This is a genomic window from Rhodococcus yunnanensis NBRC 103083 (assembly GCF_001895005.1).
Lineage (GTDB): Bacteria > Actinomycetota > Actinomycetes > Mycobacteriales > Mycobacteriaceae > Rhodococcoides > Rhodococcoides yunnanense.
Genome location: NZ_BCXH01000009.1, coordinates 120,447 through 144,423 on the forward strand (window position 1 = coordinate 120,447; position 23,977 = coordinate 144,423).

The following is a 23,977-nucleotide window of genomic DNA, read 5'->3' on the forward strand; positions in this document are numbered from 1 at the left end:
GAATGTTTCTACCAACACCGAGTGACCGCTCAGTAGGCGGCCACCGCCCCGTCGAGCGCCTTCTGCATTCCGGCGGCGACGACGCGTGAAATCTCGATGGGTTTCTCGGGTAGATCACCGATCGGATTCTCGATGTGGACACTCGCCGATTTCAGATTCTCCGAACCGGGGCCGTAGCTCAACCCGATGCAGATCAGGACCGGCTCGACACCCAACTTCCGTACACGAGCCGCGATGTGGCCGATTCCGCTGCCGACGTGCTGAACCCGAGTCGGATCCTCCAGATTGCACGTCCCCTCGGGGAACACCGCGAGGTCGTCGCCGCGGCGCATGCGCTCGGCACTCACGTCCATCATTCGGCTACCTGCCGCGCTGACCGCCCGCATCCCGTGGTTCTTGCCGCGGAAGACCGGGATGCCGCCCATCATGTCGATTCGCTTGCGCTGCTTGGGTTCCTGGAACAGCTCGTCCTTGGCCAGCACACGGGTGCGTCCGATGACAGGACGCAGCGGACTGGCCCACGCCGTCGCGGCGACGGTGTACGGATCTGTCTCGGTGAGGTGATTGATCGCGATGATCAGACGCGTGTCGTCGTAGACGAGCCTGCGCAGTTCCTCCCTCGCCCCCTCCGGGTAGCTCAGCCGAGGCTTGAAGCGCCGGGCAAGCGCGGCGTATGCAAGCCTCGCCACCTGCCGGTTCTGCTGGTGACGCAGATAGAAGTCGTAGACGGACTCGTCGTTCTCGAGAATTACCGCAGGTCGATCCATACCCACAACACTATCCGCCGACCGGGAGGTACCGCCTCAGCTCGAATGATTCCCGAACGACGCCGCGCAGCTCGGCCAGTCCGCCGTCGATCACCCCGGCGGCACGGGCCTGCACCAGAACGTTGCCCAACGCCGAACCCTCGACCGGTCCGGCGACCACCGGCAACCCGGTCGCATCGGCGGTCAGTTGGCACAGCAGCCGGTTCTGCGATCCACCGCCGACGATGTGGACGGTGTCGATCTCGATGCCTGCCAGCGCGCCTGCAGTCGCGACGGACCTGGCGTAGGCGGCCGCGAGACTGTCCATGATGGCGCGGATGGTCTCCGCAGGTGTCGACGGCACCGCGCACCCGACGCGCTCGCATTCCCGTGCGATGCGGGTCGGCATGTCGCCCGGCGGCAGGAACACCGGCAGATCGGGGTCGACGACGGCACCCAGTGCCGCCATACCGGCCGCCTCCTCCAGCAGGTCCCCCAGACGAAGTACGACGCCGTCCCGTTCCCACTGCCGCAGCGACTCCTGCACCAGCCACATGCCCATGACGTTGCGCAGCAGCCGGACGGTGCCGTCGACCCCGGCTTCGTTGGTGAAACCGCCGTCCCGAGCCTGCTCGGTGACGACCGGCTCGGTCGTCTCGACTCCCACGAGCGACCAGGTGCCGGAAACGATGTAGGCGAAGTTCGCCGACTCGGCGGGCACCGCGACGATCGCCGACGCGGTGTCGTGGGTCCCGACGGCCACGACGGTGGCGTCGGCCCCGACGATCTGGGCGACGCCGGGCGTCAACTCCCCGATTCGATCGCCTGGAGACAGGAGCGGCGGAAGCAGATCGGCCTTCAGCCCCAGTTGCCCGACGAGGTCGCTGTCCCATTCACGGGCGCGCGGATCGAGCATCCCCGACGTCGAGGCATTGGTCACCTCACCCGCGGCGACACCGGTCAGCCAGTACGCCAGCAGATCCGGCATCATCAACATCCGGTGCGCGGCCTGTATCCGATCGTCGGTCTCCTGCAGCAGTTGGTAGACGGTGTTGAACGGCAGGTGCGCAATTCCGTTGCGCAGGAACAGATCGGCGTGCTCGGTGTCGTTGCGCGCATCCCGGTAGTGGTACGGCACCCCGAGGAGCGAACCGTCGGCGGCGAGCAACCCGTAGTCCACAGCCCAGGTGTCGATTCCGATCGAGGTCAGCCTCTCGCCGTCCAGTCCGGCGACCACCGTGCGAATCCCGTCGAGAACGCCCTGGTACAGCTCGGTCACATTCCAGTGCAGCGAACGCCCCAGCCGGACCGGACGATTCTCGAAACGTGCGACCTCCTCGAGAACGACACTGCCCGCCGTGACCCTACCGAGCATCACCCGACCGCTCGACGCACCGAGGTCCACGGCGGCGAAGACGGCCATCAGCGTAGGAACGCCGCAGCGACACCCGCATCGACGGGGATGTGCAGACCCGTCGTGTGCGTGAGTTCGCCGCCCGTGAGCGCGAAGACTGCGTTGGCGACGTGCTCGGGCAGCACCTCACGCTTGAGAAGCGTTCGCTGAGCATAGTATTCGCCCAACTTCTCCTCTTCGACGCCGTAGACCGCTGCGCGCTTGGCTCCCCAGCCGCCGGCGAAGATGCCCGACCCCCGCACCACCCCGTCCGGATTGATGCCGTTGACGCGGACGCCGTACTCACCCAGCTCGGCGGCGAGCAGCCGAACCTGATGTGCCTGGTCGGCTTTCGTCGCCGAGTACGCAATGTTGTTGGGGCCGGCGAACACCGAGTTCTTCGACGAGATGTAGACGATGTCGCCGCCCATGCCCTGCGCGATCATGACGCGCGCTGCTTCACGTGAAACAAGGAACGAACCACGTGCCATGACGTCGTGCTGCAGGTCCCAATCCTTCACGGTCGTCTCCAGCAGCGGCTTCGAGATCGACAACCCGGCGTTGTTGACCACCAGGTCGACACCGCCGAATGCCAGCACTGCCGCGGCGAAACCGTCGACGATCTGCCCTTCGTCCGTCACATCGGCTGCGATGCCCACCGCCACATCGGAATTGCCGATCTCGGCGGCAGCGGCGGCAGCCTTCTCGGCGTCCAGATCGGCTACGACGACGCAGGCACCCTCGGCCGCCAGACGGGTCGCGATCGCCTTACCGATGCCCGACGCGGCCCCGGTGACCAGCGCGATGCGCGTCGCCAATGGCTTCGGCTTCGGCAACCGCGCGAGCTTGGCTTCTTCCAACGCCCAGTACTCGATGCGGAACTTCTCACGTTCGTCGATCGGGGCGTAGGTCGAGATCGCCTCGGCACCGCGCATGACGTTGATGGCGTTGATGTAGAACTCACCGGCGACCCGGGCGGTCTGCTTGTTCGCACCGAACGAGAACATGCCGACCCCGGGCACCAGGACGATGGCCGGATCCGCGCCGCGCATCGCCGGGCTGTCGGCCTCGGCGTGCTCGGCGTAGTAGCGGGCGTAATCGTCGCGGTACGCCGCGTGCAGTTCCTTCAGCCGCACCTCGATCTCGTCGATCGATGCGGTGGGTGGTAGATCGAGCACCATCGGACGAACCTTGGTGCGCAGGAAGTGATCGGGGCACGACGTGCCAAGGGCAGCGAGTCGCGGATGTTCCTCGGCAGCAACGAAATCGAGCACGGCGTCACTGTCGTCGAAATGCCCGACCTGCGGACGGTCGGTGGACGCGAGCCCGCGGATCAGCGGGAACAGTGCTGCGGCGCGGGCGCGTCGGGCAGCGGGATCCAGTGCTTCGAAACCGGCGACCACGCCGCCGAACGGATTCTCGCGCCCGTTGTCGGCGATGTACTGCTCGGCGGCCGCGATGATCTCGAGCGACCGCTGCTCGGACTCCTCGCTCGTCTCACCCCACGCCGTGATTCCGTGACCTCCGAGAATGCACCCGATGGCCTGTGGGTTCTGCGCTGCGATCGCCGCGATGTCGAGTCCGAGCTGGAATCCCGGGCGACGCCACGGCACCCACACGACACGGTCGCCGAAGCACTTTCGCGCCAGCTCCTCACCGTCCGCAGCGGTCGCGAACGCGATTCCCGAATCGGGGTGCAGGTGATCGACGTGGTTCGCCTCGACGAGTCCGTGCATCGCGGTGTCGATGGACGGCGCCGCACCACCCTTGCCGTGCAGGCAGTAGTCGAACGCCGCGACCATCTCGTCCTCGCGGTCGACGCCGGGATAGACGTTCTTCAGTGCCAGCACACGATCGAGCCGAAGGGCTGCGAGGCCGCTGGGCTTCAGCGTGCCGAGGTCGCCTCCGGAACCCTTGACCCACAACAGTTCCACATCCTCACCGGTGACCGGATCGGTCTCGGTTCCCTTCGCGGAAGTGTTGCCTCCTGCGTAGTTGGTGTTGCGCGGGTCGGAACCGAGTCGGTTGGACCGGGCGATCAGATCGTCGATGGTGCTCACGCGAAAATTCTCCTGTGGTCAGACGCTGGCGTACGCGATGCCGAGCAGCTCTGCTGCGGCCTTGATGTCCTTGGCGCGGTGTCCGGTACACAGCGCCCAGTGGTGTCCGGTGCCGGTGGCACTCCATTCGTCGGTCCACTCTCCCGGGTCGCGGCCGAAATCCACCCGCGAGGTGGTGTTGCCGATCTGCAACAGCGGTCCCGGTACGACGGTTCCCTCGGACGTGATGAAGACGAAGGACCCGTCGCGATTCTGGCCGACGGAGAACGTCGTCACCGGGCCGGACCGGACGTCGAACTCGACGCTGACGCCGTACCCACGTTTGCCGTGGTAGACGCCAAGCCCACGCAGCAACGGAGTGCCCGACGACACCTGCAGGTGCGCGGGTCCGTCGTGTCCCATCTCCACGACGCCGTCCCGGAAGTTCAATGCCTGCAGTTCGGTGAACGATCCCCCGGCGCCGAGTCGATCGGCGACGAGCATCGCCACCGCCGTTCGGACGTCGTACTCGCCTGCGAGCGGAACCCCACGAGCGGTGAGCAGCGATGCTCCGAGGATCATTCCAGCACCGAGCCTCTCGTGCAGCTCACCGCCCAGACCTCGGTGGTAGTAGGCCATGGCGTCGAGCCCGAAATCCTCGACCACCGCGTCGAGTCCCACCGACACCCGAGCTCCCCACGCCAGGTCGTTCTCGTCCACCGAGTCGTCGATCGTGAAGACGCTGCGGGCCAGCCCCAGACGTTCCTGGACCTGAGCATCCGACACGGCCTCGACCCGCACTCGGAGGTCGTCGAACTCGAGAACCTCGACGTGCGAGCCCAACTGCGCCGACAGCAGCGTCATGTCGGTCGAGATGTCCAGCATCCCGGGGTACAGGTGTCCCATCAACCCGAGCCTGGAATGCCGCAGGGCTGCGCGCGCCGACGCGGCACCCACCCACGCGTCGATCCGTGACCAGGCGTTCTCGTCGTGCAAGTAGCCGGACACGGAACGGAAGTCGATTCCGCTGCGACGGAAGACGTTGGCCACCTCGGGCAGCGGGCACTGACCGCAGTACGCGAGCCATTCCCCGGTCCCGGTGTTCGCGTGGTCCATCGCCTCGGTCGGCTGCAGGTCGATCAACAGGACCGGTGCGTCGACGCGTTGGGCGATGGGCAGAACCATCGACGAGGTCAGATACGTCGTCAGGAAGACCACGACGAGATCGCAGTCGGCGAGGCGCAGCCTCTCGGCGGCCGCAGCAGATTCGATCGCATCCGACACGAACCCTGCATCGACGACGATGCAGTCCTGCTTCTCGAAACGTTCGGTGACATACCGAGCCGACTCCTGCAACGTACTCAGGAGTCCGGGGAACTGCGGCCAGTACGCACCGAGCCCGCCCGATACCAACCCCAGCTTCGTCTTCGCCGCCTCCACCCGTTCGAGGCCCATCACGCTCCCCAGCTCGCTTGCTGTCCGCCGATGCGGTCGGCTTCGATCCGCGCCATGTAGCCCGACCGGGCGAACGCGGCCATCGGGTCACGGCCGAGACCCTTCGACTCACGCAGATCACCGAGCAACCCGCGGACGTCGGTGTTGTACCCGTCCATCAACACCGCGTGTGCGCCGAGGACGTCCCCTGCACGCTGAGCGTCCTCCAGCGCGACCGCGTCGACGAGAAGAGCCTTCGCCGTCGCTTCCTGAACGTTCATGATCGACCGAATCTGGCCCGGAATCTTCGGCTCGATGTTGTGGCACTGGTCGAGCATGAAGTTGATCCCCGAGTCCGGCAGATGCGCTCCCGCCGAGACGATCTCGAACATGATACGGAACAGCTGGAACGGATCGGCGGCACCGACGATCAGGTCGTCGTCGGCGTAGTTGCGCGAGTTGAAGTCGAACGCGCCGAGCTTCTTCTGACGAATCAACTGCGTCACGATGAACTCGATGTTGGTGCCGGGAGCATGATGGCCCGTATCGAGCACCACCTGTGCCTTGTCGCCGAGCGCCAGGCAGTGCAACAGCGAGGTTCCCCAGTCGGGGATGTCGGTGGTGTAGAAGTACGGCTCGAAGAACTTGTACTCGATCAGCAACCGGTGGTCGTCGTCGAGACCGGCGTAGATCTGCTGCAGCGACTCCGCGAGCCGATCCTGACGCGCACGGATCGAGTCCTGACCCGCGTAGTTGGTGCCGTCGGGGAGCCAGAGCTTGAGCATCTTCGACCCGGTGGCGCGCATGACGTCGATGCATTCGAGATGGTGTGCAACGGCTTTCGCGCGGATCCGCGGGTCGGCGTTGGTCAACGACCCCAGCTTGTAGTCGTCGTCCTGGAACACGTTCGAGTTGATCGCCCCGAGCGCGACGCCGTGGTCCGACGCGAATGCTGCGAGCTTACCGAAATCGTCGACGTAGTCCCACGGAATGTGCAACGACACCCGAGGCGCCGCGCCCGTCACCCGATTGACCTCGGCGGCGTCGGCGACCTTCTCGAACGGGGTTCGCGGGACACCTGGGGTACCGAAGACCTTGAACCGCGTACCGGAGTTGCCGTATGCCCAGCTCGGGACCTCGATCCCGAAGTCGGCGAGTGCCGAGATGTCCTGTGCTGCAGAGGTGGTCATGATTGATTACCTAACTGACTCTCGAGATGGAAGAGTTCGCGCAGTAGCACGAACCCCTCGTCCGGTGTTGTGTCTGCGAGGCCCGCGAAGAACGGGGACATCTCGGCTTGCCATCGAGCATTGACCTCGGTACTGCTCATCGCTCGTTGTGCCGCGTCCAGATCGGTGCTCTCGACATATCCCACGATCAGACCGTCGTCGCGGATGTGCAGCGAATAGTTGTTCCAGTCGCTGGCTTTCAGTGCCTCGAGCATCTCGGGCCACACCTCGGCGTGGCGCCGGGAGTACTCGGGAACCGACTCGGGTCGGAGCTGGAGCGTGAAGCAGTACCTGCTCATATCAGAAGTCGTACTGGTCGATGTTGGCCGCGTCGAACACCGTCGGCGGTCCGAGGACGAGCTCACCGTCGACACCGATGGTGTACTCGCCGAGCTCACCTGCGGTGAACTTCTCACCCTCGGCGCCGGTGATCTGACCCGACGCCAGTGCCGCTCCCGCATACGCGGCGAGGTAGCCGATGTCGGTGGGATCCCACAGCGCGAACTCCTTCACCGTGCCGTCCTTGACGTACTCACGCATCTGGTTGGGGGTGCCGAGACCGGTCAGGACGATCTTGTCCTTGTAGTTCGACGACGAGATGTACCGTGCCGCAGCAGAGATGCCGACGGTCGTCGGTGACACGATGGCCTTCAGATCCGGGTAGGTCTGCAGCAGGCCCTGCGTCTCCTGGAACGACTTCTGATCGTCGTCGTTGCCGTAGACGGTCGCCACGAGCTCGATGTTCGCGTACTCGGGGTTGGATACGAGCTGGCTCTTCAGCACCTCGATCCACGCGTTCTGGTTGGTGGCGTTGGGAGTTGCCGACAGGATGGCGATCTTGCCGCTGCCGCCGATCTGATCGCTCGTCATCTTCGCGAGCGACTCGCCGACGCCCTGCGTCGTCGCCTGGTTGATGAAGAGGTCGCGGCAGTCCTTCGACGCATCCGAATCGAACGTCACGACCTTGATTCCCGCGTCGCGTGCCTGATTCAGCGACGGGCACACCGCATTCGGATCGTTGGCTGCGATACCGATGACGTCTTGATTCTGCTGGATGAGGGTGTTGATGTACGACACCTGCGAGGACGCGCTTGCGTCGTTCGGGCCGACGAGCTTGTACTCGCCGCCGAACTCACCGACAGCGGTCTCGCCGCCTGCGACCTCGATGTCGGAGTACGGGTTGTTCAGCTGCTTGGGCAGGAACGCGACCTTCAGTCCGTCGGTGATGGGTGCGTCGGGGTTCGCGGTGCCGGTGACGCGGCTGCCGCTGTCGGAGGAGTCTGCGGCGGAGTCCTGCGTCGTACCACCGCAGGCAGCGAGGACGAGGGACAGAGCAGCGATGCCTGCCAGTGGCGCGACGCGCCGAGCGATCCTGGTCATGGAAGGACCTTTCATGGGGGGAGAGGGGTTACAGGGCTCGAACGGCTCTGCGACGACGGGAAGCCGTGCGAAGAGCGGTGAGAATGTTCGGAAGAAGTACTGCGACGATGAGCAGAACGCCGGTCACGACGGTGAGTGCCTCGTTGGAGATGTCTTCGAGGCGTAGCGCGTTCTGCAGTGCAGCAAGGAGAACGACGGCAGCGAGGACACCGACGAGCCTGCCCTTTCCGCCGAAGATGGATACTCCGCCGAGCAGAACTGCTGCGACGACGGACAGTTCGAGACCGGATCCGTTGTCGGCGCGTGCGCTCGAGTACCGCAGGCTCCACAGCACACCTGCGAGCGCCGCGACTGCGCCGCAGACGACGTAGAGCCAGAACTTGATTCGGTTGCCGTCGATGCCGGCGAACTTCGCGGCCGTGGAACTCGCGCCGGTGGCATAGATGTTGCGCCCCAGGGACGTCGATTGCAAGAGCACTCCGAAGATCACCGCGAGCACCACGAGCGGGATCGCGATGTTGGGAATGGAGGTTTCACCGACGGTACCCGTCACCCAGGAGGTGTACGCACGCGGAAAGTTGGACACTGCCTGGTCACCGAGCAGTACGAACGCCAGCCCGCGGAACAATGCGAGTGTGCCGATCGTGACTGCGAGAGAGGGCAATCCGAGCTTGGCTACGAGAAATCCGTTGAGCGCGCCGAGCAGTGCTCCGAGGAGCAGGCACGTCGGTACGATCATCTCGATGGTGAACCCGTTGTTCCACATCCACCCCATCGCTGCGCCGCTCAGACCGAGCGTGCTCGCCACCGACAGATCGATCTCACCGGTGACGATGATGAGGGTCATCGGCAGTGCGATCAAGAAGATCGGCGCGAGGTCGAGCACCAGGAACGTGAAGTTGGTACTGCTGCCGAAGTCCGAATTCATCACCGAGGCACCGACGAGTACGACGACGGTCAGCGCGATGATCGCAGCGTCCCAGGTTCCGAGAAATTCACGTACCCGGTTGCCGATACCGGCATCTGCGGGCGCGGCGGCGAGATCAGTCGACATGAGCACTCCTCTTTCGAAGCTGCTGTGCGGCACGAACTGCCGCGATGCGGTCCGCCGCGATGGCGATGAGAATGAGTGCGCCGACGATCGCCTGTTGCCAGAACTGGTCGATCTGCAACACCGGAAGGGCACTGTTGATGGTCGTCAGGAGCAGAGCGCCGAGCGCTGCACCCCAGATGGTTCCGACGCCGCCCACCACGGCGACACCGCCGACAACCGCTGCTGCGATCACATTGAGCTCGTAGCCGTTGCCCGCGGCGGCGTCGACGGTTCCGAAGCGCGCCGCGAACATCACGCCTGCCACTCCTGCCATCGCGCCCGAGAATGCGAAGGCACCGAGGGTTCGCTTGCCGACCGAGATGCCGGCGAGTTCGGCTGCCTGCGTGTTGGATCCGATGGCGTAGAGGTCGCGGCCACTGCGGTAGCGACCGAGGTAGACACCCGTGGCGACGATCGCGAGCACCGCGATCAGTACGAGAATCGGCACCCCGAGGATGCTGGCCGTGCCGAGATCGAGGAACGAGGCGGGCATCTCGTCGGCGGTGATCTGTTCACCGCCTGCCCAGAAGTACGCGACGCCGCGGAAGATGTACATCGTGCCGAGTGTGACGACGAGCGCAGGCACACCGCCGAAGCGGACGAGTACTGCGTTGACCAGTCCGCACACCGCTCCGACCGCGATGCCGGCGAGTATGCCGACGAAAATCGGAAGATCCGGCGAACCGTGCATCACCGATCCGGCCGCGAAGGCGGACAGCCCGAGAACCGAACCGACCGAGAGATCGATGTTCTTGGTGATCATGACGACCGTCTGCCCGACGACCAGTACCGCGACGATCGAGGCTGCGAGCAGCAGGTCCCTGATGCTCTGCGAGGACAGGAACGAGCTGTTCTTGGCCGTCGTGACCAGTACGAGAACGGCGAGCGCGGCGAGTATACCGAGCGAGCGCATCCGCAGAATCTTCTCGACGAGCGAACTGCCCTCTCGGCGAACCGGTTTCAACGGTTCTGCCGGCTTTGCGGGAACGCGCGTTGCCGCGGTCATGCGGCGGTCTCGGATCCTGCGGCGGCCTCGGATCCCATGGCGGCATACATGACCGTCTCCTCGGTGGCGTCGGCTCGGTCGATCTCGGCGACGATGCGACCTTCGCGCATCACGAGCACCCGGTCGGCCATGCCCAATACCTCGGGAAGTTCGGACGACACCATCACGATGGCGACTCCTTCGCTGGCAAGTCTGGAAATGATCTTGTGCACTTCGGATTTGGTCCCTACGTCGATTCCTCGGGTCGGCTCGTCCACGACGAGGACCGTCGGATCGGTGGCGAGCCACTTGGCGAGCACCACCTTCTGCTGGTTGCCGCCGGACAGTGTGCCGACCGGGTCGGTGATGCGGGAGAACTTGGTCTGCAGACGGGCGGTCCACTCGTAGGCCGAGCGACGCTCGCTGCCGCCGACCAGGAATCCGAAACGTGCAAGCGCTGCCGACCGGGTGAGCGTCGCGTTGCGTTCGATGGACATCTCCGGGATCAGGCCCTGCTGACGCCGATCCTCGGGGACGAGTGCAATGCCCGCGCGCATGGCCGCCTTCGGATTTCCGGGCTTCAACACCGTGCCGCGCACGCGCACTTCGCCCGCATCACGCGGGTCGACACCGAACACCGCCTGCATCACCTCCGAGCGGCCTGCGCCGACGAGCCCTGCCAACGCGACGATCTCGCCTGCGCGGACCTGGAAACTGACGTCGGTGAATACTCCCGCGCGGCTCAGGCCGTCGACCTCGAGAACGACGGCACCCGGCTCGACGTCGATCTTGGGGAACAGCGCCCCGAGTTCGCGTCCGACCATGCTCTTGACGAGGTCGTCGACCGTCAGCCCGGCGAGCTCGGAGGTGGAGATGTGTCTACCGTCGCGCATCACCGTGACCCGCTGGCACAGCGCGAAGATCTCCTCGAAGCGATGGGAGATGAACAGCACTGCTGCACCGTCGGCGCACAGGGATCGGGCGACCTTGAACAGCCGCTCGACCTCGTTGCCCGACAACGCGGCGGTCGGCTCGTCCATGACGATGACCGACGCCTCGGTCGAGAGTGCCTTCGCGATCTCGACGAGCTGCTGGTCCGCGATCGACAGTCCACTCGCGAGGCGATCCGGATCCATCGGAACGCCCAGTCGGGCGAACAACGTCTCGGCCGCCGCGTTCATCGCGCCGCGATCGATCATGCCGCAGCGCTTCCTCGGTTGCGCGCCGATGTAGATGTTCTCGGCGATCGACAGATCGGAAAAGAGCGTCGGCTCCTGGTAGATGACGGCGATGCCCTGCGCCTTGGCTTCCGCAGGCGATCCGAGTGACACCTCTGCGCCGCGCACCACGAGGGAGCCGGTGTCCGGTTTGTGTACGCCGGCCAGCATCTTGACGATCGTCGACTTGCCCGCGCCGTTCTCGCCGACGAGCGCGTGTGCCTCACCGGGGTACAGCGGGAAGGACACTCCGGCGACCGCCGCGACGACACCGAAGGATTTGGTGACGTTCCGGACCTCGAGCAAGGGGGTGGGCGTCGACGCACCGCTAACGCTCATGAATGGGACCTCCGGTCGAGAAGAACCGGATCGATTGAAACGGTTCATATTGCTTCTAGAAGCTAGGAGTGAGGCAGGCCACAAGTCAACCCCGTCGTGGCGGCGAACTCCCGGCGTTATTGAATCGTTACAACCGCGCACTCGGTATGCCCGGGGCGCCCTCCGGCCTGGCCAGCGAGTTCATGCTCGTCACCGTCCGGCATCCGGATTTTCCGTCTCACCGACCCTGCGCACCTCCGACGCAGATCTTGCACCACAGCCGATGAACCGATTCAATAACGGGAGATGGCATAATCCGCACGAGTTGATCTTCAGCAGTCGATCTGCGCAGGCACTGAGAACTGGGCATTGGGCATTGGGCGCTGAGAACTGGGCACTGAGAACTGGGCACTGAGAACTGGGCACTGAGAACCGGGAAGGGCAGAGGGCAAATGGCAGCGAGCATGCGTGAGGTCGCAGCTCTCGCAGGCGTCTCCATGGGCACGATCAGCAATGTCCTCAACCGGCCCGACATGGTCTCCGATGCCACGCGGGAACGCGTCGAGGCCGCCATCGCGCAACTGGGATTCGTCCGCAACGACGCGGCTCGGCAGCTCCGTGCCGGTCAGTCACGCATGCTCGCCGTCGTCGTACTCGACGCCCGCAACCCCTTCTTCCTCGATGTCGCCGCCGGGGCGGAATCCGTCGCCGACGCGCACGATCTGCTCATGGTGCTGGTCGGCAGCGGCGAATCGGAGGAACGCGAGAATCGTCAGCTCCGACTGTTGATGGAACAACGCGTCCAGGGCATCCTGCTCAGCCCCGTCGGCGAGAACATCCCGATGCTGGAGAAGCTGGACCGTCAGGGCACCCCCGTCGTACTGCTCGATCGCGGATCGCGTGCACCGGGTCGGTCGTCGGTTGCCGTCGACGACGTGCACGGCGGACGTCTCGCCGCCCGTCACCTCATGGATCTGGGCCACCGCAATCTCGTGTTCGTCGGCGGCCCCGAGAGCATCAGACAGGTACGCGATCGGCGCGCGGGCGCACTCGACGCGGTCGCGGAATCGGCCAGCACACGCATGTCGACCATCTGGTCTCCGTCGTTGACCATCGAAGCGGGCGCCAAGGCGGCCGGCCGGATCCTCGACATGTCCGACGAGCCACCGACCGGTGCCGTCTGCGCCAACGACCTGCTGGCCCTCGGTGTTCTGCAGGAATACATCCAACGCGGACTTCGGGTCCCCGACGACCTCGCCATCGTCGGCTACGACGACATCGACTACGCGGCAGGCGCGGCCGTTCCGCTCACCTCGATCGCCCAGCCCCGCGCCGAGCTGGGTCACGCCGCCGCCGAGCTGCTGTTCGAGCAGGTGAATGCTCCTGGAGGCACCGAGTTCAGGCAGATGACGTTCACCCCGTCCCTCGTCGTACGCGGTTCGACCGATCACGGGTGGCGCGGCGGAGTGTGAACTGCGCCACACTGGGTATTCGAGCGCGTGCCGGTGAACGCCGACACACCGACACACCGACATGACGACAAGGGGCTGGAAATCATGTCCGAGAAGAAGGCGCGTAGTTCACGATGGGTCAAGGATGCGGAGAATCGCACTGCCATCGTGCTGTTGATGGGCACGGTCGTCGCCGCGGGGCTGTTCCTCACCGCGCTCGGCGGCGGGTTCGAGGGCTGGGCAGTGATAGCGGGGGTCGCTGCCGTCGTACTTCTCGCGGGCGGCTTGCTCTCGCTCCGTGCGAGCGTGCGTGAGAAGGGCGCACCCGAGCCGGTTGTCTACCACCCGGATTCGCCCGACGTGGTTCTGGACGTGGACCGCGAGACCGGGAAGCGCTCGCCGCACAAGGACTGAAGCACGGCGACTGAAACACGGCGACTGAAGCACCGCGTACGGCCTGATGCCGGAGGCGTGTGAATGTCTTAACATTCGCACAAGAACTTGGTGTACTGTTCAATCAACATAGTGACACAGCACACACGACGGCCTCACAGCGGCTCGTCCCGAACGTGGAAGGACACACCCATGTCCCCATCCAACACACTCGCCGCGCGGGTTCACCGGCATCACGTCGTCATCATCGGCTCCGGGTTCGGTGGGCTGTTCGCAGCCAAGCAGCTGCGTAAGGCGAACGTCGACGTCACGCTGATCGCGAAGACCACACATCACCTCTTCCAGCCGCTGCTCTACCAGGTGGCCACGGGCATTCTGTCCGAGGGAGAGATCGCGCCTTCGACCCGGATGATCCTCAAGGACCAGCACAACGCGTCGGTCATCCTCGGTGAGGTCAATTCCATCGATCTCGAGAACAAGGTCGTCACCAGCCAGTTTCTCGAGCGGATCACCGAGACCGGATACGACAGCCTGATCGTCGCCGCCGGCGCCGGTCAGTCGTACTTCGGCAACGACCACTTCGCCGAGTACGCACCCGGCATGAAGACGATCGACGACGCGCTCGAGCTCCGCGGACGCATCATCGGCGCTTTCGACCAGGCCGAACTGTCCACGGACCCCGAAGAGATCGAGCGACTGCTCACCTTCGTCGTCGTCGGCGCAGGGCCCACGGGTGTCGAGATGGCAGGTCAGATCGCCGAACTCGCCACCAAGACCCTCGACGGCACCTACCGCCACATCGATTCACGCTCGGCCAAGATCATTCTGCTCGACGCCGCGCCGAAGGTCCTGCCGCCGTTCGCCGACTCCCTCGGCCAGGCTGCAGCCAAGCGTCTGACGAAGATGGGTGTCGACATCCAGCTCGGCGCGATGGTCACCGACCTCGACGCCAACGGTCTGACCGTCGAAGACCTGCCTTTGGACGGTCGAGAAGGCGGCACCGTCCGCCGGATCTCCGCGCGCACCAAAGTCTGGTCCGCGGGTGTCGCCGCGAGCCCACTGGGCAAGACCCTCGCCGCGCAGTCCGGCGCCGAGATCGACCGCGCGGGCCGCGTCCTGGTGAACCCCGACCTCACACTCCCCGGTCACCCCGAGGTGTTCGTCGTCGGCGACATGATGAGCCTGGGCAAGCTCCCCGGCGTCGCACAGGTCGCGATCCAGGGCGGACGCTATGCAGCCCGGGTCATCGAAGATGGTGTCGAAGCGGTGCGTGCAGGCAAAACCGTGCCCGAGCGCACGCCGTTCAAGTACTTCGACAAGGGATCGATGGCCACGGTGTCGCGGTTCTCCGCTGTCGCGCAGGTCGGTCCGATCAAGGTCACCGGATTCATCGCCTGGGTCATGTGGCTGCTCGTCCACCTGCTCTACATCGTCGGCTTCCGCAGCCGCCTGACCACGGTCATCTCGTGGTTGACGGCGTTCTTCTCCCGTGGCCGCGGCCAACTCGCGATCACCGAGCAGCAAGTCGATGCGCGTCGGGCGATGGTGTACTTCACCGCACCCGAGCCGGCTACTGCACCGGAACCAGAATCCGCCACGCGCCCACTGCAAGAGAGCCGACCGTAACGAGCAGGAACAGGCCAACCCAGACGATTCCCGGCAGGAACGTCAGGCGAGCCAACTGATCGGCGTCGGAGTCCCGCGCCCGTCCCGCACTGCGTGATCGCTGCAGTTCGAGGACGGGCCGCGGGCCCGCGATCAGCAGAAAGAACGTGATGAAGTACGCCGCGGCGACCTGCTGTTCCCCGGTTCCCCACCACGAGACCGTGAACAGCAATGCACCGACGACGACGAGCGACAGCAACCCGTAGAGGTTGCGAATCATCAGCAGCATCAGTGCGATCGAGACGATGCCTATCCACAACACCGCGGACGCGTGCTGCGTGCCGAGCACCAGCGCAGCGCCGAGCCCCAACAACGACGGTCCGACGTAACCGGCGAACGTCATGACGATGACGCCCAGCCCCGTCGGCTTGCCCTTCGATATCGCGACGCCCGAAGTATCCGAATGCAACCGGACACCCATCAGCTGCCGCCCGGTGATCAACGCGAAGAACAGATGCGCGCCCTCGTGTGCGATGGTCACGACGTTGCGCGCGATCCGCCACGTCTGCGGAATCAGCACGACGGCCAACGCCACCAACGCTGCAACTTGGACGATCCAGACGGGCGGATCAGGACTCACCGCAGAAATGCGGTCCCAGAATTCAGACACACCACAGTATGTCCGGCGAACCTGTGTCGGGCGTTCCTGCGTCCAGCGAACCTGCGTCCGGCGATCCAGGCAGGATAACTACGACGCCCGACGCTTCTCGGCCTTGGCCGCATCCCTGGCGAGCGAGCGGTCGCGCATTTCCTCGAACTTGGTGGCCTGCACTTCGAGGTCCTCGAGGAACGCGGCGAGCTCTTCGCGCTTGTTCTCACCTTCGCCGGTGAAATCCTCGCGCTCGAAGATCTTCCACTTCCGCAGCACCGGCCACACCACCTCTTCGAGGTGCTGACGCAGGTCGTAGATGCCGTGCTTGGCCATCAGAACACCGTTGCGACGGAAATTCGGCATGCCCGCGCCGGGCATTTCGAATTTCATGACGATGTCCGCCACTGCCTTCAACGTCTGATCCGGGGCGATGTCCATCGCCGCACCGCAGATGTTGCGGTAGAAGATCATGTGCAGGTTCTCGTCGGCGGCGATGCGCTGGAGCATGCGGTCCGCGATGGCGTCGTCGCAGACCTTGCCGGTGTTGCGATGCGATACACGCGTCGCGAGTTCCTGGAATGTCACGTACGACACCGAATGCAACAGACCGGTATGAGAACCCGCCGGTGACGCGAAACCGTTGGTCATGTGGATCATGCGTGCCCGCTCCAACGCCACGGGATCGACGCCTCGGGTGACGACGAGGTAGTCGCGCATCACGATGCCGTGACGGTTCTCCTCGGCGGTCCACCGGCCGACCCACGTGCCCCAGGCGCCGTCCTGCGAGAAGTTCTCCGCGATCTCGCGGTGATACGACGGCAGATTGTCCTCGGTGAGCAGGTTGGTGATCATCGCTGCCCGCGCGACCTCGGAGAGCTGACTCTGCTCCGGGTCGTAATCCGTACCACCCAACGCGGCGAAGTTGCGACCGGAATCCCACGGGACGTAGTCGTGTGGGTGCCACTCCTTCGCCATGGAGATATGGCGGTTCACGTTGTCTTCGGCGACCGGAACCAACTCACGCAGAAGATCCAGTTGCGAAAGTTCCCTGACCATGGACGTGCCTCCTCGAATCGACTACCTACGACAGCGTAGGTCTGTTCGACCGGTGCAACTCCTCGGCGACGGAAACTCTGTTAGAAGTAGCAAGTCATCGATGCTGCCTTTTGGGGGCCCTCACAGGTGAGCTGAGTCACCGACGTGAGCGACCGAATGATCCCAATCCGCAAGCAGCGTCAGCAGACCCGCCACGAGCGGCAGTGGCTGATCGAGCATCACATGGTGTCCGGCGAGTGGAATGTCGATGACCGGCGCACTCCGGCCGAACAACTCGTACATGTCCGACGCGACTTCGTCGGTCACCAAACCGCGCTCCGCCTGGAACAACGCCGCCCGACAGCGCACCGCCCGCAACAGATCCGGAGTCGGCCGAGCACTTCCGAAGACACGTGGATCGAACTTCCACGACCAGCCTCCCTCGTTCTCGAACAGTGACTCTCGCGCGACGCGGTCCATGATGTACGGCAGTGAATCCGCCTGATCCGGCACGGTGCGGAAACGAGACAGCGCGACCTCGAGTGTCGGATACACCTTCAGCGGGCCGAATGCTCTTCGGTCCCTGGCCTCGATCTCTTCCGGCGACAGCGACAGAAGCGGCGTGTCGATCGCAGCAACGCCCGAAACTCGCGCATCGTCCGTCGCCGACGCCATGCACACCCAGCCGCCCATGCTGTGACCGATCAGCACGGGCGGGCGCTCGAAGTTCGAATGTTCGACGACAGCAAGCACTTCCGTCGACCAGACGTCGAAGTTGTAGACCTCGCGCCGGCCCGAATCACCGTGACCACTGAGGTCGAGCGCAACCACCCGATGTCGACGAGCGAGGAACGGCGCAATGTGATCCCACCAACCCGAATGCGCCGCTCCACCGTGCACGAGCACCACACCCGGCCTGTCCGGCTCACCCCACGACTTCAGGTGCACGCTCGTCCCGAGCACCTCGATGCTCGACTCGACGGGCTTCGATGCAATCGCATCCGAATACCACTGAGGGACATCCATATCGGTCATACCGTCGACGCTGCGACCAGGGGCACGACGGCCTCACTGGTGTACGCGAGGAAGGTCAACGATTCCTGAAAGTACAGCTCCACGGTCGTCGCGTCGTGTGACAGGTAGCCGATGGACAGGTCCTGGCCGATATGCAGCTCGTAATCACCGCCGCGTGTGGTGAGCAGGAACGCCCCGTCGATCGCAGGGGCCCAGATGATCTCGCCGTCGAGCAGACGACGGAGGTGCTCACGGATCGGGTAGCCGTGGTCCGAGGTCTCGTTGATCGCAGTGAACGCATCGGCACTGAGCAACAACGAGTACGGACCGTTGACACCGGCCAGACGCAATGCAGTGATGGCCTGGCTCACAGTCTCCGGGTACTCGCGCGGATCGGCCGGTAGCTTCAGCTCCGGATTCGACGCTGCCTCACGCAGACCCGTGATCCCCGCTGCCGCATACCCTTCGAATATCGCGCGGTCCTCCGCGAACGCGATCTGCGTCGCCGCATCCTTGACCGGCTGCCAATCGGAATCGCGTGCGCCGCGCTCGACGTCGTCGACGGCCTGCCTGCTGATGGTGAACGGAACTCGCAACTCGACCACCGGCTGCGACTGACGCGCATGAGCGATCACGCCGTCGGCGATCGGCGAGATCGGCTTCTGATGCCCGGTTCCCACCGCAGCAAGCGTCAGCCCCGACGGTCCCTGCACATCGACAACCCGACGACCGGCCACGTTGCGCTTGAACGTTCGTGTCGCCTCTTCTTCGATCTCCGCCCAGGCCGCAGCCGAGATCGGCGCGAGCTCGCGATGCAGGTTACTCATAGGACAGGACTCCCTTGCGTCGATGATGGCTTCAGACTTCCGATTCCGAGTGACCCGTCGGACTCGACGACGGCGACCTCGGGAACACTCGCGACCGGCTTGTCCGGCGGATTCTCGAGAAAGTCGACGGTCGGCACGAAGAACAGTGTGCCCGTGACCGCGGTGGAAAAGTCCAGTATCCGGTCGTGATTTCCTTCCGGCTTACCGATGAACATGTTGCGCAACATCTCCTCGGTCACCGCAGGAGTGGACGAGTAGCCGATGAAGTACGTACCGAATTCCTTGGCGCCGACACGTCCGAACGGCATGTTGTTGCGCAGAATCTGCTGCTGCTCACCGTTTTCGTCCTCGATGACCGTCAGTGCGGTGTGCGAGTTCGACGGCTTGACGTCGTCGTCCATCTCGATATCGGTCAATTTGGTTCTGCCGATGACGTTTTCCTGCGATTCGGTCGCCAACGAGTTCCAGGAATCCATGTCGTGCAGATACTTCTGCACGATGACGTAACTACTGCCCTCGAACTCGGGATCGGAATCTCCCACCGACACTGCCACCGACGCCGCTGAGCCACTCGGGTTCTCGGTGCCGTCGACGAATCCCATGAGGTCACGCATCTCGAAGAACTTGAAACCCTGCACCTCGTCGACGACGACGACAGCACCTGCCAGCGCGTTCATCAGCTGCGTCGCCATTTCGAACACCAGATCCATCTGTTGCGCGCGCAGATGGAACAGCAGATCTCCCGGTGTCGCAGGCGCACTGTGCGCCGCACCGGTGAGTGGGACGAACGGATGCAGCTCGGCCGGCCGCGGGCCGTCGTACAGACGATCCCACGCATCGGAGCCGATACCGACGACGCACGTCAACTTGCCGTCGGGAATCCGGAATCCGACGGACCGCTGCAGCCCCTGGATATCGGCGAGAACCTCACGAACGGTGTCGTGCCCACCTTCCTCGATGGTGACCACCAAGAAGATCGCCGCCGAGGTCAGCGGAGAGAGCACAGGTTGCGGCGTCGTCACGGAGACAAGTTTTGCACAGCTACTTCTCCGCGTCATTGCCGGTTTCGGTGCCATCCGGTACCTGCTGCCTGGTACCGACGACGAGAGGCAGTACCCGGCCCGACGAACCTCGCTCCGATCCGAGGCCTTGGGGATCCGCGGCACTGGCCAATTCGATGTCCAGATCGCTCTTCCACTCGCGCGCAACCTGCGCGTCGAGAGCGCCTAGTCGCGCACGCAGCGGCGGGTGCTGATCCGCCGGACATGCTTCCAGCAAGGTGACGAACAACGACCGCAGGCGACGCTGCACCTGCGTCGAATTGGTGCTGAAGTGCCTGATCTCGTCGGTCGCGATCGTGACGTAATCCGCCCACGTTCGCCGGGCACCGCGAATCCGCCGCAGAGCCGATTCTGCAGGTTCGGACCGGACACGAGGGGCGATGGTCATCAACAGATCCTCGAGGTGATCGATGGCCTGCACGGCACGGCCAGGATCGTTGATGGCCGGGGACAAGGCCTTGAGCGCAATGTCGACGATGGCCTGCAGTGCCGCAGCAGGACTGACCATCGGGCTGTGGGTGTCACCGAAGACCAGGCACGCCATCAACTGATGCGGGCGAACCCTCAGCTGAGGGCCCTCGACCTGGAACAGCACCGAATCCTGTGCAACGAACTCCCCGATGGTCGGCAGTAGCTCGACCGTCACACCCCAACTGGTCACGAGGCGCTCGATTCGGGCAAGGTTCACCGCCAACAGAATCCGGCCGTCCGGGGACAGCTGCTTCAGGCGAACAGTCGTCGTGCCCGTCGGTTCGTCCGGCGGCAGTACCGACGCGGCCGCCGGCAGTGGTGCCGAAACCCCAGCGCCAGAATCCACCGCGCCAGAATCAACCGCGCCGGAGCTGTTGGGGTACATCCGCACTGTCGATGTATGTCCCTGGGCTGCGATCCACCGCAGCAGCCGAGCGGAATTGAGTATCACGCCGACGCGTGCGACCAATGCGATGAACAGGAATGCGCTGACGAACGCTAGCAGGATCGCGACCGACGTCGACAGAACCGGGGCCGTCCATTCTCCCGACAACGCGAGGTCGGATGCGATGATGACCGAGAAGACGAATGTGGACAGGAACATCCCGATCGACCATCGCATGATGCCTTCCTGCTGCAGCATCGGGACCACGCGGACCGAGATCTGGGATGCACCGAACTGCATGGCGAGGGTGATGGCGGTGAACACGAGACCGGTCAGCGTGATCATGCCGCCCGCGATGACGCTCAGTAGCGTCGCCGTCGCACCGATGTCGAGTTCCGACTCGATGGTGACTGCACCGTCGGTGTTGCCGAATTCGTCGTCGAGCGCGACGAAGACGAACGCGAGCACGATCGACAGCGACACCAGAATCATCGGCAGTCGCCACACCGGAGTCCGACGCAGTCGGCGACGCGTTCGAGACCACCGCACCGCGGCGAGCCACCGGTTGGGGAGTTTGTGCCCGGGAATCAGCGGAACCTGTTCGATGATCTCGGAGACCTCGATCGGTACACCGAACCTGCCGGACAGCGCTTCCTGGACCACGATCTTCGCGCGTACCACCGGCTCACGTAACCGCTTCTCCCGGTTGAACGCTCGGGTCTGCTTGTCGGGCTTGTCCGCGTACCGCCACCGCGCCCACGGCGACGACGGACGCCCGAGTCGGATGGCGCCGACGATCAGCAGCGGCACGAAGAACAACCCGACCAGCCCGGTCCACAGTTTTCCCTTGAGCAGCGTGATCGCAGCCAGCAACAACTGTGAGGCAAGACCGCCGAGGACGAGTGCGAGAGTCACCAACGAACGATCCTGCTGGTAAGCATCGAAATCGCCTGCGAATCCGATGGGGTGCACGCCGAGGAGATACAGCCCCGATATCGCGATCGCGACGAACACCGCATCGATCGACGAGCGGCCTTCCTCTGCCCAGTAGACGTCGCGCAGATGAAGAATCAATGCGAACTCGTCGAGCATCAGCGCACTACCGATACCGAACACGCTGGCCAGGATGCAGTTGGCCACGGGTGTGTCGTAGTTGGCGATCGCGACGAGGGCGAAACCGGAGATCAGCACCATGACCAGCCCGAACATCACATGATGAATGTGCATACCGCCGGGTGTGACGTTGCCGGGCCACCAGGACACCTCGGCCCGGATCATCCTCACACTGAATCGGATGAACAGAAACGCCAGTAGAAACGACACGAGCAGAAAGAACAGCGGCAGACGCCCGTTGTCGACGACGGTCTGAACGAACCATCTACCCATCACGGCCTCCTCGCTGAAAGAGCGAGGTCAGCCTATCGCCGAGGCGGCGGGAGGATCGTCAGAACACCCAACCACGTAGCGCGACGAACCGGAGAGCCCCCGTGGCTGCGCTCACTCCGATGACCGCGAGGATCTGCACGAAGGACGATGCCCCGGGAAACAGAACGTGCACTGCGGCGAGGGCAGCTGTGCCGAGCGCGAGGCCGACCAGTGCGAGTCCACCGGCCTCCCACTGCGCCTGGAGCCAGCCCACTCGATCCACTGCGTGGAAGGTGTGACGACGGTGAAGCTCGTTGGCCAAAACGGTGCTCGCCGCGATGCCTGCAATGTTGGCGGTGAAGGAGCCCGCTGCCGCCAGCGCGATGAACACACCCGCATAGAGGATGTTGCTGGATGCGCCGACGAAGACGAAACGTGCAAATTGAGCGGTGGCCGACTCACCGAGGAATCTGGCTTTGATCCTGGGACCACATGTATCGGTCCCTGACCGCGTCTCCACCGAGCTGCTCACGTTTGTCTCCAGTTGTTCACAGAGCGAGAGGGACCGCTCACGGATCAATACAACCGCAGATGTACGACAATCGATCCCCGACTATGACGTACGTCTCTTACGCAGAGTCGGACTTCTCGGCCTTCTCGCGTGAACGACGTCCCAAATCGAAGTTCAGTACATCTGGCTTGATCGACGCCAGGAAAAGCATCCCGACACCGAATACAACCAATACGATCGTCAGAACGACTACGACGATTCCAATGACTGCGCCGATACTTTCCATAACTGCTTACCTCCCGTGTCGCCCCTCACCGTACTGGGCGACCGGACAATCAGTCGACTCAACCCCGACCGCGAGGCGCCTTCGCGCTGTAACGTCCGGAATATGAGTGATAATACAAATCATTATAACCAGCGGTTCGCAGGCAAGGTCGCGTTCATCACCGGCGCGGCACGCGGGCAGGGCCGAGCCGAAGCGATCAGGCTCGCAGCCGAGGGCGCGGACATCATCGCCGTCGACATCTGCAAGGACTTCGAGTCGACGTCCTACGACGGCGCTACCTCCGATGATCTGAAGGAGACGGTCGCAGCGGTGGAAGCCCTCGATCGCCGCATCGTCGCCACCGAGGCCGACACTCGCGATTTCGACGGCCTCTCCGCAGCACTCGCCGACGGCGTCGCCCAGCTCGGCAGGCTCGACGTCGTGATAGCCAACGCAGGAATCTGCTCGGCGGCGATGTCCTGGGAGATCACTCCCGAGCAGTGGAAAGAAACACTCGACGTGAATCTGACCGGCACCTTCTTCACCGCGAAGGCCGCCGTCCCGATTCTGCTCGAGCAGGGCACCGGCGGATCCATCGTCTTCACCAGCTCGGTCGCCGGCCTGCGCGGGCTCCCCTTCCTCGGGCATTACGCGGCCAGCAAGCACGGCATCGTCGGCCTGTGCAAGACGATGGCCAACGAACTCGGCCAACACAACATCCGCGTCAACTCCGTCCACCCGCACGGCGTCGCCACCGGAATGCAACCGAACGACATGATGGCCCTCCTCGGCGAATACGGAGCGACCCTCGGCCCACTCTTCATGGGCGCACTTCCCGATCCGATCAGCGAGCCCGAGGACATCGCCGCAGCCGTCGCCTGGCTCGCCTCGGACGAGGCCCGTCACGTCACCGGAATCCAATTGCCGGTGGACCTCGGAACTCTCATCCGCTAACTGCTGCCGTGGGGTCCGGTGGCACATAGGGCTCGGGCAGTCGGTCCCTCGGTAGGTCGGTCCCTCGGTAGGTCGGGTCACCGGTAGGTCGGGTCACCGGTAGGTCGGGTCACCGGTAGGGGGATACCCCACGCCACGACCCCGAGGGACCAGC

21 protein-coding genes are annotated in these 23,977 nt (G+C 64.4%); 4 read left to right on the forward strand and 17 right to left on the reverse strand.

Translation table 11 applies throughout. The annotated features are described in order from the left end of the window. Window positions 1-29: 29 nt before the first annotated feature. Genes RY1_RS16070 through RY1_RS16115 form a run of 10 tightly spaced genes read right to left on the reverse strand, consistent with a single transcriptional unit; the run spans window position 30 to window position 11,855 of the window. Entirely contained in the window at window positions 30-767 is a 738-nt protein-coding gene (locus RY1_RS16070) for a lysophospholipid acyltransferase family protein (protein WP_072804920.1), read from the reverse strand. A 10-nt stretch (window positions 768-777) separates the two neighbouring features. Beyond that, entirely contained in the window at window positions 778-2,169 is a 1,392-nt protein-coding gene (locus RY1_RS16075; protein WP_072804767.1) for a rhamnulokinase, read from the reverse strand. Further along, window positions 2,169-4,199, reverse strand: a complete 2,031-nt coding sequence (locus tag RY1_RS16080) for a bifunctional rhamnulose-1-phosphate aldolase/short-chain dehydrogenase (protein ID WP_072804769.1) — start codon at window positions 4,197-4,199, stop codon at window positions 2,169-2,171. Before RY1_RS16080 ends, RY1_RS16075 begins: the two co-directional genes overlap by 1 nt. Window positions 4,200-4,217: 18 nt before the next feature. Further along, on the reverse strand, window positions 4,218-5,633 hold the full coding sequence (locus RY1_RS16085) for an L-fucose/L-arabinose isomerase family protein (RefSeq protein ID WP_072804771.1): 1,416 nt from the start codon (window positions 5,631-5,633) through the stop codon (window positions 4,218-4,220). Continuing rightward, window positions 5,633-6,802 (reverse strand): L-rhamnose isomerase, encoded by a 1,170-nt coding sequence (gene rhaI / locus RY1_RS16090; protein WP_072804773.1) that lies wholly within the window; start codon window positions 6,800-6,802, stop codon window positions 5,633-5,635. Before rhaI ends, RY1_RS16085 begins: the two co-directional genes overlap by 1 nt. Then, entirely contained in the window at window positions 6,799-7,140 is a 342-nt protein-coding gene (locus RY1_RS16095; protein ID WP_072804775.1) for an L-rhamnose mutarotase, read from the reverse strand. The genes rhaI and RY1_RS16095 overlap by 4 nt, the downstream gene beginning before the upstream one ends. Window position 7,141: 1 nt before the next feature. Next, window positions 7,142-8,221 carry a rhamnose ABC transporter substrate-binding protein gene (gene rhaS / locus RY1_RS16100; RefSeq protein WP_072804922.1) on the reverse strand — a complete coding sequence of 360 codons (1,080 nt, stop codon included), beginning with the start codon at window positions 8,219-8,221 and terminating at the stop codon, window positions 7,142-7,144. A 28-nt stretch (window positions 8,222-8,249) separates the two neighbouring features. Next, window positions 8,250-9,275 (reverse strand): ABC transporter permease, encoded by a 1,026-nt coding sequence (locus RY1_RS16105; RefSeq protein ID WP_072804777.1) that lies wholly within the window; start codon window positions 9,273-9,275, stop codon window positions 8,250-8,252. After that, window positions 9,265-10,320, reverse strand: coding sequence for an ABC transporter permease (locus RY1_RS16110; RefSeq protein ID WP_072804779.1), 1,056 nt, complete (start codon window positions 10,318-10,320; stop codon window positions 9,265-9,267). Before RY1_RS16110 ends, RY1_RS16105 begins: the two co-directional genes overlap by 11 nt. Next, entirely contained in the window at window positions 10,317-11,855 is a 1,539-nt protein-coding gene (locus tag RY1_RS16115; RefSeq protein WP_072804780.1) for a sugar ABC transporter ATP-binding protein, read from the reverse strand. The genes RY1_RS16110 and RY1_RS16115 overlap by 4 nt, the downstream gene beginning before the upstream one ends. 431 nt (window positions 11,856-12,286) lie before the next feature. On the opposite strand from RY1_RS16115, the gene RY1_RS16120 reads away from it, so the two are divergent. The 3 genes from RY1_RS16120 to RY1_RS16130 all read left to right on the forward strand — a co-directional run bounded on the left by RY1_RS16120 (window position 12,287) and on the right by RY1_RS16130 (window position 15,304). Beyond that, window positions 12,287-13,306 carry a LacI family DNA-binding transcriptional regulator gene (locus tag RY1_RS16120; protein ID WP_072804782.1) on the forward strand — a complete coding sequence of 340 codons (1,020 nt, stop codon included), beginning with the start codon at window positions 12,287-12,289 and terminating at the stop codon, window positions 13,304-13,306. Between the two features lie 84 nt (window positions 13,307-13,390). Beyond that, entirely contained in the window at window positions 13,391-13,699 is a 309-nt protein-coding gene (locus tag RY1_RS16125) for a hypothetical protein (protein WP_072804923.1), read from the forward strand. 171 nt (window positions 13,700-13,870) lie between these two features. Further along, on the forward strand, window positions 13,871-15,304 hold the full coding sequence (locus RY1_RS16130) for an NAD(P)/FAD-dependent oxidoreductase (protein ID WP_072804784.1): 1,434 nt from the start codon (window positions 13,871-13,873) through the stop codon (window positions 15,302-15,304). Here the strand turns inward: RY1_RS16130 and RY1_RS16135 are convergent. The 7 genes from RY1_RS16135 to RY1_RS16165 form a co-directional block, all read right to left on the reverse strand. Next, on the reverse strand, window positions 15,249-15,953 hold the full coding sequence (locus tag RY1_RS16135) for a M50 family metallopeptidase (RefSeq protein WP_072804785.1): 705 nt from the start codon (window positions 15,951-15,953) through the stop codon (window positions 15,249-15,251). The genes RY1_RS16130 and RY1_RS16135 overlap by 56 nt on opposite strands. 78 nt (window positions 15,954-16,031) lie before the next feature. Then, window positions 16,032-16,991 carry an acyl-ACP desaturase gene (locus RY1_RS16140; protein ID WP_072804787.1) on the reverse strand — a complete coding sequence of 320 codons (960 nt, stop codon included), beginning with the start codon at window positions 16,989-16,991 and terminating at the stop codon, window positions 16,032-16,034. 120 nt (window positions 16,992-17,111) lie between these two features. Continuing rightward, window positions 17,112-18,005 (reverse strand): alpha/beta fold hydrolase, encoded by an 894-nt coding sequence (locus RY1_RS16145; RefSeq protein WP_072804789.1) that lies wholly within the window; start codon window positions 18,003-18,005, stop codon window positions 17,112-17,114. Continuing rightward, window positions 18,002-18,811, reverse strand: coding sequence for a family 1 encapsulin nanocompartment shell protein (locus tag RY1_RS16150; protein WP_072804791.1), 810 nt, complete (start codon window positions 18,809-18,811; stop codon window positions 18,002-18,004). Before RY1_RS16150 ends, RY1_RS16145 begins: the two co-directional genes overlap by 4 nt. Further along, the gene (locus RY1_RS16155) at window positions 18,808-19,869 is read right to left on the reverse strand and encodes a Dyp-type peroxidase (protein WP_072804793.1); all 1,062 of its coding nucleotides are present in this window, start codon (window positions 19,867-19,869) and stop codon (window positions 18,808-18,810) included. Before RY1_RS16155 ends, RY1_RS16150 begins: the two co-directional genes overlap by 4 nt. Then, the gene (locus RY1_RS16160; RefSeq protein WP_072804795.1) at window positions 19,853-22,114 is read right to left on the reverse strand and encodes a DUF2254 domain-containing protein; all 2,262 of its coding nucleotides are present in this window, start codon (window positions 22,112-22,114) and stop codon (window positions 19,853-19,855) included. The genes RY1_RS16155 and RY1_RS16160 overlap by 17 nt, the downstream gene beginning before the upstream one ends. 58 nt (window positions 22,115-22,172) lie before the next feature. Beyond that, entirely contained in the window at window positions 22,173-22,625 is a 453-nt protein-coding gene (locus RY1_RS16165) for a GtrA family protein (protein WP_072804925.1), read from the reverse strand. A 367-nt stretch (window positions 22,626-22,992) separates the two neighbouring features. Here RY1_RS16165 and RY1_RS16170 point away from each other — a divergent pair, with 367 nt between their 5' ends. Next, window positions 22,993-23,823 (forward strand): mycofactocin-coupled SDR family oxidoreductase, encoded by an 831-nt coding sequence (locus RY1_RS16170; RefSeq protein ID WP_072804797.1) that lies wholly within the window; start codon window positions 22,993-22,995, stop codon window positions 23,821-23,823. Window positions 23,824-23,977 lie beyond the last annotated feature (154 nt).

Coding starts and splice junctions, on each gene's coding strand:
- RY1_RS16070 (WP_072804920.1), bottom strand. CDS start 767: ATGGATCGACCTGCGGTAATTCTCGAGAACGACGAGTCCGTCTACGAC.
- RY1_RS16075 (WP_072804767.1), bottom strand. CDS start 2,169: ATGGCCGTCTTCGCCGCCGTGGACCTCGGTGCGTCGAGCGGTCGGGTG.
- RY1_RS16085 (WP_072804771.1), bottom strand. CDS start 5,633: ATGGGCCTCGAACGGGTGGAGGCGGCGAAGACGAAGCTGGGGTTGGTA.
- rhaI (WP_072804773.1), bottom strand. CDS start 6,802: ATGACCACCTCTGCAGCACAGGACATCTCGGCACTCGCCGACTTCGGG.
- RY1_RS16095 (WP_072804775.1), bottom strand. CDS start 7,140: ATGAGCAGGTACTGCTTCACGCTCCAGCTCCGACCCGAGTCGGTTCCC.
- rhaS (WP_072804922.1), bottom strand. CDS start 8,221: ATGACCAGGATCGCTCGGCGCGTCGCGCCACTGGCAGGCATCGCTGCT.
- RY1_RS16105 (WP_072804777.1), bottom strand. CDS start 9,275: ATGTCGACTGATCTCGCCGCCGCGCCCGCAGATGCCGGTATCGGCAAC.
- RY1_RS16110 (WP_072804779.1), bottom strand. CDS start 10,320: ATGACCGCGGCAACGCGCGTTCCCGCAAAGCCGGCAGAACCGTTGAAA.
- RY1_RS16115 (WP_072804780.1), bottom strand. CDS start 11,855: ATGAGCGTTAGCGGTGCGTCGACGCCCACCCCCTTGCTCGAGGTCCGG.
- RY1_RS16120 (WP_072804782.1), top strand. CDS start 12,287: ATGGCAGCGAGCATGCGTGAGGTCGCAGCTCTCGCAGGCGTCTCCATG.
- RY1_RS16125 (WP_072804923.1), top strand. CDS start 13,391: ATGTCCGAGAAGAAGGCGCGTAGTTCACGATGGGTCAAGGATGCGGAG.
- RY1_RS16130 (WP_072804784.1), top strand. CDS start 13,871: ATGTCCCCATCCAACACACTCGCCGCGCGGGTTCACCGGCATCACGTC.
- RY1_RS16140 (WP_072804787.1), bottom strand. CDS start 16,991: ATGGTCAGGGAACTTTCGCAACTGGATCTTCTGCGTGAGTTGGTTCCG.
- RY1_RS16145 (WP_072804789.1), bottom strand. CDS start 18,005: ATGACCGATATGGATGTCCCTCAGTGGTATTCGGATGCGATTGCATCG.
- RY1_RS16150 (WP_072804791.1), bottom strand. CDS start 18,811: ATGAGTAACCTGCATCGCGAGCTCGCGCCGATCTCGGCTGCGGCCTGG.
- RY1_RS16155 (WP_072804793.1), bottom strand. CDS start 19,869: ATGACGCGGAGAAGTAGCTGTGCAAAACTTGTCTCCGTGACGACGCCG.
- RY1_RS16160 (WP_072804795.1), bottom strand. CDS start 22,114: ATGGGTAGATGGTTCGTTCAGACCGTCGTCGACAACGGGCGTCTGCCG.
- RY1_RS16170 (WP_072804797.1), top strand. CDS start 22,993: ATGAGTGATAATACAAATCATTATAACCAGCGGTTCGCAGGCAAGGTC.